The sequence below is a fragment of the Pedobacter panaciterrae genome (assembly GCF_013204795.1).
GTDB lineage: Bacteria > Bacteroidota > Bacteroidia > Sphingobacteriales > Sphingobacteriaceae > Pedobacter > Pedobacter panaciterrae.
The window spans coordinates 285,121-300,021 of record NZ_JABMKW010000016.1 but is presented as its reverse complement, the minus strand read 5'-3'; the positions used below and the strand labels follow the sequence as shown (position 1 = coordinate 300,021).

Sequence of the window (14,901 nt, the reverse complement as noted above, 5' to 3'; positions counted from 1 at the left end):
ATAATTAGAACATAGATCATGATTTTATCAAAATATAGAGCATTAAGTATTTTTCTTTTAGGAGGAATGCTTTGCACAGGACTATTTTCCTGCAAAAAATTATTAGACTTAAAACCTGAAGGTTCGGTATATGAAGGAGTGTATTGGAAAACTCAGGATGATGCAACTTCTGGCTTAATGGGGGCCTATTCCTTATTGCGTAAGTCGCTTACTCTTGGCGGACAAGGTATGTCAAATTTTGTGTTTGGCGATTTTACCGCGGGAGTTTTTACCGAGGGAGGTGATTATGCATTAAATTTCCTTGTTAAAGGAGACCAGTATTATGGAACAGGATTAAATGTTAATGATTTTAGAGGTGATTATCTGGATGATTTCCAAACCTGGACTCCCTTTTATAAAACAATAACACAAGCAAATACCGTAATCGAAAAAGTAGGTAAAATGCCTGATAATGTATTTAAGACACCTGCTGATAAAAGGAAGATTATTGGAGAGGCTTATTTTATTCGTGCCTACACCTATTTTTATATGGTTCGTATATGGGGAGATTTGCCGTTGGTACTTCAGTTTGACCCGGATCCTGTATCGTCTAAGAATATTGCGCGTACCTCAGAGGTTACAGTTTTAGATTCTTGTGTTGTGGACATGAATAAAGCAGTTAAACTTTTAAATTGGAAAACCAGTAACGAGGAGATAGTAAGGGCTGATAAAGGTGCTGCTTTTGCGCTAATGGCTCATTTAAATAGATGGAAGTATTTTGTAACTAAAGATGCTGACCAAGGATTATTAAATAATGCGGTTGCAGCAATAGATTCTATAACCGCTTCTGGGAAGTACATGCTGGAGCCAGCTTCAAATTTTGCCAGATTATTTAAAGGTAAATCATCAGAAGGCATCTTTGAGATCAATACAAGTTTCGGTCAGGGCGAGTATCAGGAAAGCGGTTTTTATAATTATACCCTAGGCATTCCTTACATACCAGGACAGTCTAAATCAACCATTTTTGATAGGGAGATGGTTAATGCAATTTTTGCTGATGATTCGGATGCGAGATATAACTATTATTTCGACAGGTCTAAACCTGAAGATATGATTCTCACAAAATACATTGGTAAAAACAAACAGAATTTAACTTTTAAAGATCCTAATGCCCAGACAGGTGCGGTAATAGATTGTAATATCAGCATTTTCCGATTAGCAGAAATGTTGTTGTTAAGGGCAGAGTGTAATGCATTACTAAATAAAGATGGTCAGGCACTCACAGATTTAAATGAAGTTAAAAGAAGGTCTAATCTTGAGAATTATGCCGGAAGTGGAGAAGATCTTAGATATGAAATATTTGATGAGACTTTCCGCGAATTGTTTTGTGAAGGCCATACCTGGTACGATATGGTGCGAAACAAGATGGTCGTTGACTATCTTGATGCTAGTCGCTTCCCTCAATCAAGATACGATGAGGAAGGTTGGAAATGGCCTATTAACAGAGGATTATTTGTTGATAATAAACAATTGACACAAAATAAATACTGGATCGGAAAATTAAGATAACCTGGTCACTTAAATTAAATATCATGAAAATTAAATTATCATACATTTTAACTCTAGTCGCTTTTTGTGTTGCATTTACCGCCTGTAAAAAGAACGACTATATCATCGGAGGCGATTTACATGATCCACATGTAAATATGACGACTTATGATTTTCTTAAAACCAAACCTCTATTTGATACCCTGGTAGTTCTTATTGATAAGGCTGGATTGAAAGATGAAATCAACGGGAATAATACCTTTTTTGCTCCTACAGATTATTCAATTAAAGCACTTCTGGCAAGAAGAACACTAATTATTCAACAGAAGTATCAGGATGAGAATATCAAGTATACGTTGGATAGTTTGCCTGTTCCGGAGCTAAGAGATTCACTAAGATCTCATCTTTTTACCGGTAAGATTAATCGTGAGCAGCTTTCTTTAGAAAATAAAGTTTTCAAGAGTCTGTCTGGCGAGGATTTTTCTATTTTACTAAAACAAGTTGATAGCTATACCGGGCTTGTAACCACTAGACCACAGTATCTTTATCTAACCAAGATCAGGAATGGTCTGGACCCGAATCCAATTCCTGATGATTATCTGGATGAGGACAGGGATATAATAGAGCTGGTTCAGACCTCAGGGATTTTGACTACCAACGGGGTACTCCACGTATTAAATAATACCCACAAATTTTACTGGTAAATCTTTTACTCAATTAAATTGAACGAAATGAAAATTATAAGATATGCACTAATACTAATTGTATGCGCAAGTTTAGCCTGGGTGGGTTGTAAAAAGATCCCTGTAGGTTTTATTGGAGAAACAATGTATTATAAAGACAGCCCCTTTTCAATTGAACAGGGTAATGTAAAAGTAGTAACAAGCTCACTAAATTTAGATGGGTCAACGCTTCCTGTTTTAGTTAAGTTACTGGAAGTAAGAAAAAAAGGAACAAGCCAAAAAGCTGAGGAATTTTATGCAGAACATGAGGTTTATGTTTACAAACAGCCAATTGATCCGGACGTAGATACTACCATTGCGCAGGTAAATGCGAAAAGAGAGAAGAAAATGCTGCCTCCTTTTGAGTTTTTGCCTAGCGGACAATTTCTGTTTAATGCAGGAACCGCATTTTTGCCAGCAAGATCTGAATATGAATTTGACGTAGAGGTAAGTAATGAGAGCGGGACAAAGGTGTTTAAAAACATTGGCGAAATTCATTTTAGAGATCCGGAATTGTTTAAGCCTTATGCAATAGCAGCAAGCTGGTTTAATGATAATGGAGTTGCGACTGACAATGGCGCATTGTCTGCTAATCCAGAAATGATCATTGAAAAAATCAGTGACCAGGGTACAAATGCAATTGTAAAGATTGTGGATCAAAATGGAGTTCCATTTAACCCTAAGACAGGAGAGATCATCAAAAGAGGAGATAGGCCGACGTTTGAATCTTATGCGAAATTTAACCCTGTAACGTATACAGATACTTCGATGGTTTGTAATTTTGAGATTACGCCTTTCCCGATAAAGAGAATTAGCGGATATGGAGATTTTCTAATGTACTACAGAATACCAAGTAAGTTTGCGTCGTTAACTACATTCCCGGCAAATCATCCTCCTGGAACCACATTTAGTATCAATCCAAGATTTGGATTCCAGATTAAGCAACTGGGTACCTATTTAATAACCATTAAATTAAATGGCGTAATACACAAATAATAGGTTGTATCAAAAGCAAAACCCGGCATACTTAATATATCGTTTATATGTTAAGTATGCCGGGTTTTTTATATCGTTTTAAGGAATGCTATGGTATCAACATTATCTGCATAATCCCATAGTTTTGGAACCTGACTTTCTCCGAATGATAATACAGCGGTTTTTAGTTCAAAAGGGATGTTACTTACTACACATTGAATATTTTCTTCTTCTGCCCTTAGCTTAGTTGCAACATCATCGATGTTTTTATAACGCTCATAATACAATACAGCTAATGGCGATGACATTCCTGAATCTTCTTTTAACAATAGGAAACCGTTATCGTAGTGCTCAGCCATATTTACCAGGTAAATAGATTTGTTATAATCGTAATTGTTGTTGTATTTGAAATGATTAATAATTTCTTTGAAATGTTCTATTGGTTCAAAGAACTCTTTGATACTATAATCCTCCGGGATAAATAGTTTAGAAACATTTCTGCAACCTAACCCAAAATAATCAAATACATCATGACCAAGTGATGCGATTTCAGAAGGCTTTTCTTGTCCGTTTAAGACTGCAACACTATTCCTGTTTTTTCGAATGATATTTGGGACCTTACCAAAATAAAAATCAAAATATCTTGAAGTGTTATTACTGCCGGTAGCAATCACAGCATCAAAATCTTTTAAACGTTCAACATAAACAATATGATCTGCCAGTTGAGGCTCAATAATAATTAGCTGAGCGAGTAGGGCAGGCAGCAATTTATCGTCAGATGATGAGAGCTTAATAAGCGCTATGTTTCCGGTCGCCAAAACAGATAATACATCATGAAAACCTACAAGAGGGATGTTTCCTGCCAATATTAGTCCAACTTTTTTAGGGTTTTTATTAATCGTAATATTTCTGAACCAGGTTTCCAGATCTTGTTGGTTAAGCATTTTATGCAAAGCATTTAATGATCTTTCAACCTCATCTATAGTAAACCAGGCATTGCTGTTTTGAGCCGCTAAAATCAGGTTTTTGAATCCCTGATCGGGATTGGCTATATAGTCACTAAGTTTTTTTAAAGCAATAATTAGTTTTTCCGTAGTAAGGATTGGCATATTTCCAACAATTTTAAAGTTTAAGTGTTATATTTGCAATGCAAAGGTAACCCTTAGCAATAGATTTACACGAAGACATGGCTATTAAAATAACAGACGAATGTATTAACTGCGGAGCATGTGAGCCTGAATGCCCAAATAATGCAATTTACGATGCAGGCACTGCCTGGAGATTTTCTGATGGTACTAACTTAAATGGTATTATCGACTTTGGCGACAAACAAATAGATGCTGAAGCTGCACAGGATGCAGCCTCTGATGAGGTCTATTATATTGTTTCAGATAAGTGTACAGAATGTAAAGGCTTTCATGATGAACCTCAATGTGCTGCGGTTTGTCCGGTAGATTGCTGCGTTGATGACGAGGATGTTCGCGAAACAGAAGAAGAATTATTGGCTAAAAAAGCTTGGTTACACCAAGAGAACTAGTTTTAGCTTTTATAATCAAATTTATACAGGACACCCAAAGGGTGTCCTTTTTTATTTAAGCTTTTTCTTCATACTTGTTTGGAACAATTAAAACGGGACATGCAGATTTTCTAGCTACGTGCTCAGCAACACTTCCCATTAAAAAATGATATAAACCTGTTCGGCCGTAAGTACCAATTACAATAAGATCAGAACCGTACTCATCAGATTGCTGTATAATCCCGTGTGCAGCACTATCAACCACGCTTAAATAGGTGGTAGCTATGCCATGACTAAATTTAGTTTCAATTTCTTTTAATAATAAATGACTGTTTTCTTCACTGTTGTCGTAAGTTTCCAGAAAAACAGGGGCCAGTGTTAAGTCAGGGCTGATGTTCGCAGGCACGGGTTCTATAATGTTGACAAGTGCAACCTCTGCGCCAAACGTCTTCGCTACTTCATAACCAACTTTTGCTGCTTTTTCTGAACAAGTACTATTATCAACAGCAATTAAAATTTTTTTGAGGTTCATCGTCTTATAGATTAAGGTTTATACTATAAAAATAACAAAATAACTGTGCAAAAGTTTACATTTATACCATTGATTTTATGCTATGGAACAATACTATGGAATATGTAGGGTGGCAGTTGCACCCTTAAGATCTGAACCATCAGACAGAGCTGAAATTGCATCTCAATTGCTTTTTGGAGATCATGTGGAGATACTGCAACGAAATGAAAAGTGGTGGCAAGTACGCAATGCTTTTGATGGATATGAGGGTTGGTTAGACTTTAAGCAGTTAACAGAAGTATCGTTAGAAGAGTTCGTAAGTAATCATAGTTGCAAATACCTGGCCCCGGCCGAAATAGGGAATGTAATAACAGATGAGCAGGGCAGTAAATATTATATCTCTCCAGGTAGTAATCTTCCTTCGTTTAATAATGGTTATTGCAGTATAGGCACTGAAAAGTACAAGGTTTTGTTTAGTCCAAGAGTAGTTCCTCCTTCGGACCAAATCGATGTTATAAATACGGCACTTTTCTTTCAAAACGTTCCTTATTTATGGGGGGGCAAAAATTTGTTTGGAATGGATTGTTCCGGATTTGTGCAGATCGTTTTTAAACTAAACGGGATACAGTTAAACAGAGATGCATGGCAGCAGGCAGAACAAGGTACCACAGTTGATTTTTTGCCTGAAGTTAAACCAGGGGATGTAGCTTTCTTCGATAATGAAGATGGTCGCATTATTCATGTTGGTATTATGTTAAATGCAACTGATATAATTCACGCTTCAGGTAAAGTCAGGATAGATCCAATGGATAATCAGGGTATTTACAATGCTGAATTAGGAAGATATTCTCATAAGCTTAGAATCATTAAGCGATTAACTTAACGATTCTAAGTTAAGCTCGATCAATTTAACCCTTTTCTACTATACATTTAGGGTTGTGGGATACGGGGAAATTGCAAGAATTAGCAATAAAGCACATCTTGTTTGCCTGTTCGTGTAATGAATTCGCTTTTTCTACGTGGTCCTCATTGTTAATTACCACCACAGGGTTTAAAATAACTTCGGTAAAATGACCGCTTCCACTAGGTTCTTCGGCCATTTTTCCTACGGCATTGTCGGTATAATCCAATACTATGATCTCATTTTGAGAGCATAGATGTAAAAACCAAAGCATGTGGCATGATGATAATGATGAAACCAACAAATCTTCTGGATTGTGTTTGGTTTTATCCCCTAAAAATGCCGAATCTGATGATCCCTGGATATCCGCTTTATGGTCTATTGATATGATATAACTTCTTTCGTAAGACCGGTAGTCCATTGTTCCTGAACCTTTATTACCTGTCCATGTTAAACTCGTTTGATATAGATGTTCTTTGGCCATAACTTATACTTAGTAGCCTCCAATTTAAACAAACTTTCCTTAAAAAAATAGTATACTTTAAGAATTAAACTCCCAAACCATTACCTGTCGGTCATCGCCTGTAGAGATCAGGTATTTACCATCTGAACTCCAGATGAGTTTGTTAATAGAATGGAAATGGCCCTCCGTATTTTTTTCTAAACTAAGGATCTTATATAGTTTGAAATCATTGGCTCCCCATAGCTTAATGCTCTTGTCCTGACTGCAGGTAGCAAAATAAGGCTGAGTAGGGTGGAAGGCGATAGTGTATACACTGAACATATGTGCTGCTATGTTATTTGCCAATTCATAGTTTGGTAAGTTCCATACCTTTAATTGTGCATCACGGCCACCCGAAATTAAAGATGCTCCATTCGGAGCATATTGCAATGAAGTGATTGGGAGTTTATGACTGCTCAACTCAATCTTTAAGCCATAATCCAAAGAATTGTAAACTCTGATAATTCCATCTTTACAACCAAAAGCAACTTCTTCTTCTGAATTGCTTATCGCAATGGTACGAACTGTATTGTGTAAAACAGGGAAATTATATAGCAATGAGAAATCACTGAGCGACCATACAGCCACTGTTCCATCTTCTCCGGTACTTAAAAGTTCGTTTTTATAAGCAATGGTTTTTAGATCGAATACTCCCTTTTGGTGATGACTTAAAGTAGCAATGGTTTTCTCAAGCTTTATGTCAAATACAAGAATTAACCCACTTCTTTGTGCTATAAAGAGTAAATCTTTATAACTATGTAAAGCATATACGGAGCTTTGTACGGGCACCAGAACCTTAACAAAGGTCATTGTTTTTAATGACCATTCTACTACGCCTTTATCATTGCCTGCGCTAAAGAAGAAGCCTTCTTTTGCAGCAGGACTTGCAAGTGCATAAATTGGGTTTTGATGACCGCTAAGTGTATGTAAGTGCTTTAACATATAATTATTTGCTATGTCGACCTTTTAGATTTAAGCCGATATCTGCCAGGGTTTTGCCCTTTTCTCTAAGTAAAACCAATAAATGAAAGATCAGGTCGGAGCTTTCGTTAACGAAATCCACATCAGTTTCGGCCAGTGCAGCTATAACAGTTTCAACACCTTCTTCACCAACTTTTTGTGCAATTTTATTGAGCCCTTTTGAACGAAGCTTATTTACATAAGATTCTTCAGAAGGGTTTTCATAGCGATCGGCAATGATCTGTTCCAGCTCAAATATAAAGTTCTGGTTGTAGTCAGTTTTAAAGCAGCTACGAGAACCTGTATGGCAAGTAGGACCTACCGGCGTAGCTTTTATTAAAATTGTATCATTATCGCAATCTATATGCGTTTCCTTTACAAAAAGAAAGTTTCCGCTTTCCTCACCTTTAGTCCATAGTCTGTTTTTACTGCGCGAAAAGAAAGTAACTTTTCCCTCTGCAAGTGTTTTATCCCATGCTTCCTGGTTCATATAACCCAGCATTAAAACTTCCAGGGTTTGTACATCCTGTATAATTACAGGTACCAAACCCTGTGTTTTTTCAAAATCTATGTTCATATCTTTTTTAACTCTTTACACGATCTCGTCATGCTGAATTTATCTCAGCATCCCGGCCATGTTATTTATCTTTCTCTTGCGGGATCCTAAAATAAATTCAGGATGACGGCCGCTTTAGTTACAAGATTTTGCTACAACCTTACCGGTATATTGTGTTTTTTTAATTCGCTTTTTAAATAGGGGATAGGAATCTCACCAAAGTGAAAAACCGAGGCTGCCAAAGCAGCATCAACACCTGTCTCTAAAAATACCTCCGTAAAGTGTTCAACCTTCCCTGCGCCACCCGAGGCAATTACAGGGATGTTGATAGATCGTGCTATTTTATCAAGTAATAAGCAATCAAAGCCATTTTTAGTGCCGTCGTGATCCATTGAAGTCAATAGAATTTCACCTGCTCCCAAACTTTCAGCCTTAAGAATCCAGTCTTCTGTTTCCAGTTCAGTAATCAACCGTCCGCCATTAAGGTGAACCATATTTTTGCCATCTACCAGTTTAGTGTCAACAGCCACCACTACAAACTGAACACCAAATGCTTTAGCTAAATCCTCAATTAACGAGGGGTTTCTGACTGCCGCAGAGTTAATGCTGATCTTGTCAGCACCGGAATTCAATAGTGCTTCAGCGTCAGCAATGGTAGTTATACCCCCACCTATGGTAAACGGGATATTTAGCTGACGGGCTACCGACTTCACCATTTCTATCGTGGTACCACGTCTTTCATGAGTTGCGGTAATGTCTAAAAACACCAGTTCATCAGCTCCTTGCTGCGCATACTGCCAGGCAAGTTCAACCGGATCCCCGGCATCTTTAAGGTCAACAAAATTTACACCTTTAACCGTGCGCCCATCTTTAACATCAAGGCATGGAATAATACGTTTGCTTAACATCGGTTAAAGAGAGGTCATTTGCTTCAGATTCCATTGCTTAATTTCATCAATAGAAATCCTGTTTTCATATATTGCCTTGCCAACAACTACTGAACGGATATCCAGGTTTGCCAGTTCTTCAATGTCGGCCATTGAACTGATACCACCCGATGCAATCAGTTTTATAAACGGAGAGTGCTCCAATAGTTTTTTATACAAATCTACGGCTGCGCCACCTAGTTTGCCATCTTTGTTGATATCTGTACATAGGAACCTGAAAAAGCCAAGTTGTAAGCACTTGTCAACATAATCCATTAGCTTAATTGGTGAACTTTCCATCCAACCTGAGTATTTAATTACTTCGTCTAATACGTCAATAGCAATAACAATACGGTTGGCATAGTCATATTTTTTGCCTACTTCAGCACTAAGATCTTTTAAGAAATCAGGGTTGGTAATGGCCTGTGTGCCAACAATAACACGATGAATACCTGCGTCAAGCAAATCTGTAACTTGCTTAATTGTGCGGATACCACCTCCATACTGAACACGCATGTCGGTTTTCCTAATGATGTCAAAAAGCGCTGCCTGGTTACTGAAATCTCCTTTTGCTCCATTTAGATCAATAATATGTATGAATTCTGTACCATTAGACCGGTAAGTGTCTATCATTTCAGCGATGGAAACATCATATACTGTTTTTTGGTTATAATCACCTTCTCTAAGGCGAACTACCTTACCATCTAGAATATCAATTGCGGGAATTATGTACATTTTACTGTTTTAAGTTTGAAAAATTCTTTAATAAACGCTCTCCGGCGATACCAGATTTCTCTGGATGAAATTGTACGCCATAGAAATTATCCTTTTGCACTGCTGCAGAAAATGGTTTTCCATAATTTGCAGTCGCGATATCAAAAGTAGGGTTATATTCAATAAAGTACGAATGCACAAAGTAAAATTGTGTCAGATTTTCAACACCTTCAAACAAGGAATTGTTTTTATGATCTATATTATTCCAACCCATGTGCGGGATTTTAATCCCTTGATTCTTATCGAATAGTTTTGTTTTAACAGGTACTATATTCATCATGTCGGCATTTCCTTCTTCCGAATGTTCGGTAAGTAATTGCATGCCCACGCAGATGCCAAGTACCGGTTTTTTTAATGCCTTTATTGGCTCAACAAGCCCTGTTTGCTCCAGTTTGTTCATTGCTGCTCCGGCATGTCCCACACCTGGAATAATGATGTGGGTGTATTTGTCCAGGTCAGTTTCTGTGTTTACCATTCCGAAGGGTATAGCTAACCTTTCCAATGCAGAAGTAAGGGAAAAGATGTTGCCGGCGCCGTAGTTTACTATTCCAATCATTATTCAATTCTTTATTTCTCGTTCCCATCATCTCTCCTAAAGTCGAGATGACGGCTATCTAATTACAATACTCCCTTAGTGCTGGGTAAAACCAGCTTTTCAGCATCACGTTTAATGGCCATTTTAATTGCCTTGGCAAAGGCTTTAAATATAGCTTCAATTTTATGATGCTCGTTTTCGCCTTCAGCTTTAATGTTCAGGTTGCATTTTGCCGCATCACTAAATGATTTAAAGAAGTGATAAAACATTTCCGTAGGCATATCGCCAACCATTTCACGTTTAAAATCTGCTTCCCAAACAATCCAGTTACGCCCGCCAAAGTCTATTGCTGCCTGAGCTAAACAATCGTCCATAGGCAAGCAGAAACCATAGCGCTCAAGACCAAGTTTGTTACCTATAGCCTTGGCAAAAGCTTCTCCAAGTGCAATACCAGTATCCTCAATAGTATGGTGCTCATCTATATGCAAATCGCCATTGGTTTTGATTCGTAAATCAATACTTCCGTGACGCGCAATCTGGTCAAGCATATGGTTAAAGAAATTTAAGCCTGTATCGATATCAGCTTTGCCAGTTCCATCCAGATCAATGCCAATGCTAATCTTTGTTTCATTGGTATTGCGTTCATGAGTAATTGTTCTTGTTCCAGCCTTAAGCATGGTATAGATATCCACCCAATTTTGGGTTCTTAAAGCAATATACTCGGTTAAATGCTCCGCCTTTTCAAGCTTTTCATTAGCGCCAAGCTGGTCATTATTACAGATCCATATGGCTTTTGCACCAAGGTTTTTAGCCAGGATAACGTCGTTTATACGGTCGCCAACTACAAATGAATTGTCCAGATCATAGGCCTCGGTAAAATAATGTTGCAATAGTCCTGTATTGGGTTTGCGTGTTATTGCATTCTGGTGGGCAAAGGTTTTGTCGATAATTACCTCACTAAATTCTACGCCTTCACCGGCAAAAGTATCCATAATGAAATTATGTACCGGCCAGAAGTGCTCCTCAGGATGAGAATCTGTGCCTAAACCATCCTGATTAGTAACCATTACCAGCTCATAATCCAGCTCTGCTGCAATTTTTGAAAGATAGTATAGTGCTTTAGGGTAAAATTCTAATTTGGCAAATGAATCAATCTGCTCATCCGCGGGTTCTTTAATGAGTGTACCATCACGGTCTATAAATAATACTTTCTTCATTATAGTGTTTTTAGGGCTTTTAAGAGGATTTCGTTTTCTTGGGTGGTTCCAATAGTGATGCGCAGGCATCCTTCGCACAATGATACTTTAGATCGGTCTCTGATGATGATACCTTGGTCTACCAGGGCGTTGTATGTATTTAACGCATCATCAACCTGTATTAGTATAAAATTAGCATCAGATGGATATACCTTTCTTACCATGGCCAATTCAGCCAGATCTGTACTTAATTTATCTCTTTCTTCGACAGTAATTTTAATCCAGTCATTTACCTGTTCTATATTCTCCAAAGCTTTCAAAGCAATATCCTGTGTGGCCTGGTTTATATTATACGGAGGTTTAACTTTATTCAGTACATCTATAACCGGACGGGCGGCAAAAGCCATACCCAAACGCAGGGCTGCCAAACCCCAGGCTTTAGAGAAAGTTTGCAATACCACAAGGTTCGGATACTCCGTTAATTCTTTAATAAATGTGCGCTGTTTTGCGTAGTTAATGTATGCCTCATCTATCACAACCAAACCATTGAAATTAGCCAGTACGGTTTCAATATCTGTGCGGATAATTGAGTTTCCGGTAGGGTTATTTGGAGAGCAGATAAAGATCAGTTTAGTGTGCTCATCAATAGCCTCTGCGATGCCCTCAAGATCCAGCTGAAAGCTAGGTAGTAAATCGACTTTACGTATTTCAACATTGTTGATGTTTGCTGAAACTTCATACATGCCATAAGTAGGAGGAAGGATGATGATGTTATCTATCCCCGGCTCACAAAAAGCTCTGAAAAGAAGATCTATTGCCTCGTCGCTTCCATTTCCAAGAAAGGTGTTTTCAATTGGAACTCCTTTGATTTTGCTGATTGCATCTTTAAGATCAAGCTGTAAAGGATCAGGGTAGCGGTTGTAATTCTGATCTAATGGAGAGCCATAGCTGTTCTCATTGGCATCCAAAAATATGCTGGCCTGCCCTTTATATTCATCCCTCGCCGTAGAATAGGGGCGAAGGTTTTTAATGTTTTCTCTTTGTAATTTATTAATATCCATGTTAACGGGATTAATTTTTGGGCTTGTTAAACTATGTCTTTCAATCTAATACTTACCGCATTTCTGTGCGCCCTTAAGCCTTCCGCTTCTGCGAGTACCTCAACAGTGTTACCAATATTTTCTAAACCCTTAGGGCTGATGTGCTGGAAGGTAATCTTCTTTACAAACGAATCAAGTGAAACACCTGAATAAGCTTTTGCAAAGCCGCTTGTAGGCAAAGTGTGGTTAGTGCCCGAAGCATAATCTCCTGCGCTTTCCGGAGTTAAATTACCCAAAAATACAGATCCTGCGTTAGCTATCAGCGGTATAAGTGGTTCGAAATGGTCTGTGGAAAGGATCAGATGCTCTGGGGCATAGGTGTTGCTAAATTCCATACCTTGTTCCAGATCTTTTACCAGTACAGCATACGAATTTGCTATTGCAAGGGCAGTTACGTCTTTTCTTGGAAGTTCTTTTAGTTGAATTTCAACTTGTTCAAGTGTTTTAGTTATGATTTCGTTTGAGGTGGAGACCAGTATGGTCTGACTATCAGCTCCATGCTCTGCTTGTGCAAGTAAGTCGGAAGCAACGTATGACGGATTGGCAGTCTCATCTGTAAGCACCAGGACCTCCGAAGGACCAGCAGGCATATCAATTGCAGTCATGGTTGTCGACTGTATCAGCTGTTTTGCCTGTGTTACATAACGGTTACCTGGGCCAAAAATCTTGTATACCTTAGGTACGCTTTCTGTTCCGTAAGCCATTGCGGCAACCGCCTGTGCACCTCCCACCAGATAGATCTTTTCAATTCCCAATTTCAAAGCGCAATAGGCCAGATAACAATTTGTTTTTCCGTCTTTTTGAGGAGGGGAACATACCACAATCTCTTTGCATCCCGCAAGTATAGCCGGTATTCCAAGCATCAAAAAAGTACTTGGTAAAACAGCAGATCCACCAGGGATATAAAGGCCTACACGGTCGATAGCCCTCGCTTCGCGCCAGCAGGTTACACCTGGCATTGTCTCTATCTTTTCTTCTTTATTGGCCTGAGCCGCATGAAAGGTTCGGATGTTTTGGTAGGCTGTATCAATAGCTGCTTTTGCAGCTGCAGGAATAGATGCGGCTATCTCTTCAATCTCTTTTTTTCCGATGAACAGCTGTGCTAATTCAACCTGGTCAAACTGTTTTGCAAAGCTAAACAAAGCCTTGTCTCCGTCGGTTTTAACAGCATCCACTATGCCTTTTACACGGTCTTGTATTGTAGCGTCGTCCTCCAGCTGCCTTAAACAGATCGATTCAATCTCTTGTTTAGATAAATCCTTATAACTGTAGATTTTCAAGTTGTTATATTTTAAGTTTAACTATTAGTTAATGATAAAATAAGCGTTTTTCTATTGTGATCTTATGATTAAGCAATGATTTTTTCAATAGGCATAACAACAATTCCTTGTGCGCCGGCTGCTTTAAGACTATTGATCTTTTCCCAGAAATCATGCTCTGCAATTACCGAATGTACAGCAACCCAGTCCTCATCAAACAATGGAACTACAGTCGGGCTTTTTACACCAGGCAAAAGATCTACAACTTTTTTAAGGTTAGACTTAGCCACATTCAGCACAACATATTTGGTCTCTTTTGCACGCAGTACCGAACGGATCCTTTGCAACAATTCCTGAACTTCCGGTAATAATTCTGAGCCTTCTTTTCCAATCAATATAGCCTCAGATTTCATCACTTCTGAGAATGGCTTCAAGCCATTACTTTTTAATGTTCCACCAGTTGAAACGATATCGCAAATCGCGTCGCTTAATCCTAAACCCGGACCAATTTCTACAGATCCGGATATGGTACGAACCTCAGCATTTACATGATTATCTTTAAGGTATTTTTCAAGGATTACAGGGTAAGAAGTTGCAATGGCTTTTCCTTCTAATTGTGCAATTTCTGTAATGTGACTTTCGTTAGGGATTGCGATTTTAAGTGTGCATTTACCGAAGCCTAATTTTTGAAGATAAGTAACTTCAGAGCCAGACTCTACAATTACGTTTTCGCCAACTATGCCCAGATCGGCAATTCCGTCCTGTACATATTCCGGAATATCGTCATCTCTTAAGAAGAGGATTTCCAATGGGAAATTTGTAACAGTTGAAATTAATGAGCTTTTGTAGTTTTCGAAAGATAGACCACAATTTTTAAGGATTTCTACTGATTTTTCGTTTAATCTACCCGATTTCTGGATAGCGATTTTAAGTGTTTTCAA

The 14,901-nt window shown here is 38.2% G+C and carries 17 protein-coding genes; 5 read left to right on the top strand and 12 right to left on the bottom strand.

Translation table 11 applies throughout. The features are described 5' to 3' along the window. Positions 1 to 18 precede the first annotated feature (18 nt). From HQN86_RS09220 to HQN86_RS09210, 3 genes are read left to right on the top strand one after another with little or no spacing between them, the layout of a single operon-like run. The gene (locus HQN86_RS09220; protein WP_172660708.1) at positions 19 to 1,548 is read left to right on the top strand and encodes a RagB/SusD family nutrient uptake outer membrane protein; all 1,530 of its coding nucleotides are present in this window, start codon (positions 19 to 21) and stop codon (positions 1,546 to 1,548) included. Positions 1,549 to 1,571: 23 nt separating this feature from the next. Then, positions 1,572 to 2,231 (top strand): fasciclin domain-containing protein, encoded by a 660-nt coding sequence (locus HQN86_RS09215; RefSeq protein ID WP_172660707.1) that lies wholly within the window; start codon positions 1,572 to 1,574, stop codon positions 2,229 to 2,231. Positions 2,232 to 2,258: 27 nt separating this feature from the next. Continuing rightward, positions 2,259 to 3,245, top strand: a complete 987-nt coding sequence (locus HQN86_RS09210; protein WP_172660706.1) for a DUF5007 domain-containing protein — start codon at positions 2,259 to 2,261, stop codon at positions 3,243 to 3,245. Between the two features lie 68 nt (positions 3,246 to 3,313). On the opposite strand, the gene HQN86_RS09205 is transcribed toward HQN86_RS09210, so the two are convergent. Beyond that, positions 3,314 to 4,333 carry an acyl-CoA reductase gene (locus tag HQN86_RS09205; protein WP_172660705.1) on the bottom strand — a complete coding sequence of 340 codons (1,020 nt, stop codon included), beginning with the start codon at positions 4,331 to 4,333 and terminating at the stop codon, positions 3,314 to 3,316. Between the two features lie 77 nt (positions 4,334 to 4,410). Between HQN86_RS09205 and HQN86_RS09200 the strand changes: the two genes are divergently transcribed. Continuing rightward, entirely contained in the window at positions 4,411 to 4,761 is a 351-nt protein-coding gene (locus HQN86_RS09200) for a 4Fe-4S dicluster domain-containing protein (protein WP_048904300.1), read from the top strand. A gap of 55 nt (positions 4,762 to 4,816) precedes the next feature. On the opposite strand, the gene HQN86_RS09195 is transcribed toward HQN86_RS09200, so the two are convergent. Then, on the bottom strand, positions 4,817 to 5,272 hold the full coding sequence (locus tag HQN86_RS09195; protein WP_172660704.1) for a universal stress protein: 456 nt from the start codon (positions 5,270 to 5,272) through the stop codon (positions 4,817 to 4,819). 82 nt (positions 5,273 to 5,354) lie between these two features. On the opposite strand from HQN86_RS09195, the gene HQN86_RS09190 reads away from it, so the two are divergent. Beyond that, on the top strand, positions 5,355 to 6,134 hold the full coding sequence (locus HQN86_RS09190; RefSeq protein WP_172660703.1) for a C40 family peptidase: 780 nt from the start codon (positions 5,355 to 5,357) through the stop codon (positions 6,132 to 6,134). A 25-nt stretch (positions 6,135 to 6,159) separates the two neighbouring features. On the opposite strand, the gene HQN86_RS09185 is transcribed toward HQN86_RS09190, so the two are convergent. The 10 genes from HQN86_RS09185 to hisG all read right to left on the bottom strand — a co-directional run bounded on the left by HQN86_RS09185 (position 6,160) and on the right by hisG (position 14,901). After that, positions 6,160 to 6,636, bottom strand: a complete 477-nt coding sequence (locus HQN86_RS09185; RefSeq protein ID WP_172660702.1) for an OsmC family protein — start codon at positions 6,634 to 6,636, stop codon at positions 6,160 to 6,162. Between the two features lie 57 nt (positions 6,637 to 6,693). Continuing rightward, positions 6,694 to 7,596, bottom strand: a complete 903-nt coding sequence (locus HQN86_RS09180; protein WP_172660701.1) for a WD40 repeat domain-containing protein — start codon at positions 7,594 to 7,596, stop codon at positions 6,694 to 6,696. Positions 7,597 to 7,600: 4 nt separating this feature from the next. Next, positions 7,601 to 8,191, bottom strand: coding sequence for a bifunctional phosphoribosyl-AMP cyclohydrolase/phosphoribosyl-ATP diphosphatase HisIE (gene hisIE / locus HQN86_RS09175; RefSeq protein WP_172660700.1), 591 nt, complete (start codon positions 8,189 to 8,191; stop codon positions 7,601 to 7,603). A gap of 131 nt (positions 8,192 to 8,322) precedes the next feature. Next, positions 8,323 to 9,078, bottom strand: a complete 756-nt coding sequence (gene hisF / locus HQN86_RS09170) for an imidazole glycerol phosphate synthase subunit HisF (protein ID WP_172660699.1) — start codon at positions 9,076 to 9,078, stop codon at positions 8,323 to 8,325. A gap of 3 nt (positions 9,079 to 9,081) precedes the next feature. Then, positions 9,082 to 9,831: a 1-(5-phosphoribosyl)-5-[(5-phosphoribosylamino)methylideneamino]imidazole-4-carboxamide isomerase gene (hisA, locus tag HQN86_RS09165; RefSeq protein ID WP_172660698.1), complete on the bottom strand. Its 750-nt coding sequence runs from the start codon at positions 9,829 to 9,831 to the stop codon at positions 9,082 to 9,084. Between the two features lies 1 nt (position 9,832). Beyond that, positions 9,833 to 10,426 (bottom strand): imidazole glycerol phosphate synthase subunit HisH, encoded by a 594-nt coding sequence (gene hisH, locus HQN86_RS09160; protein ID WP_172660697.1) that lies wholly within the window; start codon positions 10,424 to 10,426, stop codon positions 9,833 to 9,835. A 62-nt stretch (positions 10,427 to 10,488) separates the two neighbouring features. Beyond that, positions 10,489 to 11,622, bottom strand: coding sequence for a bifunctional histidinol-phosphatase/imidazoleglycerol-phosphate dehydratase HisB (gene hisB / locus HQN86_RS09155; RefSeq protein ID WP_172660696.1), 1,134 nt, complete (start codon positions 11,620 to 11,622; stop codon positions 10,489 to 10,491). Further along, entirely contained in the window at positions 11,622 to 12,662 is a 1,041-nt protein-coding gene (hisC, locus tag HQN86_RS09150) for a histidinol-phosphate transaminase (protein WP_172660695.1), read from the bottom strand. The genes hisB and hisC overlap by 1 nt, the downstream gene beginning before the upstream one ends. A 26-nt stretch (positions 12,663 to 12,688) precedes the next feature. Beyond that, positions 12,689 to 13,981 (bottom strand): histidinol dehydrogenase, encoded by a 1,293-nt coding sequence (gene hisD, locus HQN86_RS09145; RefSeq protein WP_172660694.1) that lies wholly within the window; start codon positions 13,979 to 13,981, stop codon positions 12,689 to 12,691. A gap of 68 nt (positions 13,982 to 14,049) precedes the next feature. Then, complete coding sequence (gene hisG / locus HQN86_RS09140; protein ID WP_172660693.1) at positions 14,050 to 14,901, bottom strand: ATP phosphoribosyltransferase; 852 nt, start codon at positions 14,899 to 14,901, stop codon at positions 14,050 to 14,052.

Coding starts and splice junctions, on each gene's coding strand:
- HQN86_RS09220 (WP_172660708.1), top strand. CDS start 19: ATGATTTTATCAAAATATAGAGCATTAAGTATTTTTCTTTTAGGAGGA.
- HQN86_RS09215 (WP_172660707.1), top strand. CDS start 1,572: ATGAAAATTAAATTATCATACATTTTAACTCTAGTCGCTTTTTGTGTT.
- HQN86_RS09210 (WP_172660706.1), top strand. CDS start 2,259: ATGAAAATTATAAGATATGCACTAATACTAATTGTATGCGCAAGTTTA.
- HQN86_RS09205 (WP_172660705.1), bottom strand. CDS start 4,333: ATGCCAATCCTTACTACGGAAAAACTAATTATTGCTTTAAAAAAACTT.
- HQN86_RS09200 (WP_048904300.1), top strand. CDS start 4,411: ATGGCTATTAAAATAACAGACGAATGTATTAACTGCGGAGCATGTGAG.
- HQN86_RS09195 (WP_172660704.1), bottom strand. CDS start 5,272: ATGAACCTCAAAAAAATTTTAATTGCTGTTGATAATAGTACTTGTTCA.
- HQN86_RS09190 (WP_172660703.1), top strand. CDS start 5,355: ATGGAACAATACTATGGAATATGTAGGGTGGCAGTTGCACCCTTAAGA.
- HQN86_RS09185 (WP_172660702.1), bottom strand. CDS start 6,636: ATGGCCAAAGAACATCTATATCAAACGAGTTTAACATGGACAGGTAAT.
- HQN86_RS09180 (WP_172660701.1), bottom strand. CDS start 7,596: ATGTTAAAGCACTTACATACACTTAGCGGTCATCAAAACCCAATTTAT.
- hisIE (WP_172660700.1), bottom strand. CDS start 8,191: ATGAACATAGATTTTGAAAAAACACAGGGTTTGGTACCTGTAATTATA.
- hisF (WP_172660699.1), bottom strand. CDS start 9,078: ATGTTAAGCAAACGTATTATTCCATGCCTTGATGTTAAAGATGGGCGC.
- hisA (WP_172660698.1), bottom strand. CDS start 9,831: ATGTACATAATTCCCGCAATTGATATTCTAGATGGTAAGGTAGTTCGC.
- hisH (WP_172660697.1), bottom strand. CDS start 10,426: ATGATTGGAATAGTAAACTACGGCGCCGGCAACATCTTTTCCCTTACT.
- hisB (WP_172660696.1), bottom strand. CDS start 11,622: ATGAAGAAAGTATTATTTATAGACCGTGATGGTACACTCATTAAAGAA.
- hisC (WP_172660695.1), bottom strand. CDS start 12,662: ATGGATATTAATAAATTACAAAGAGAAAACATTAAAAACCTTCGCCCC.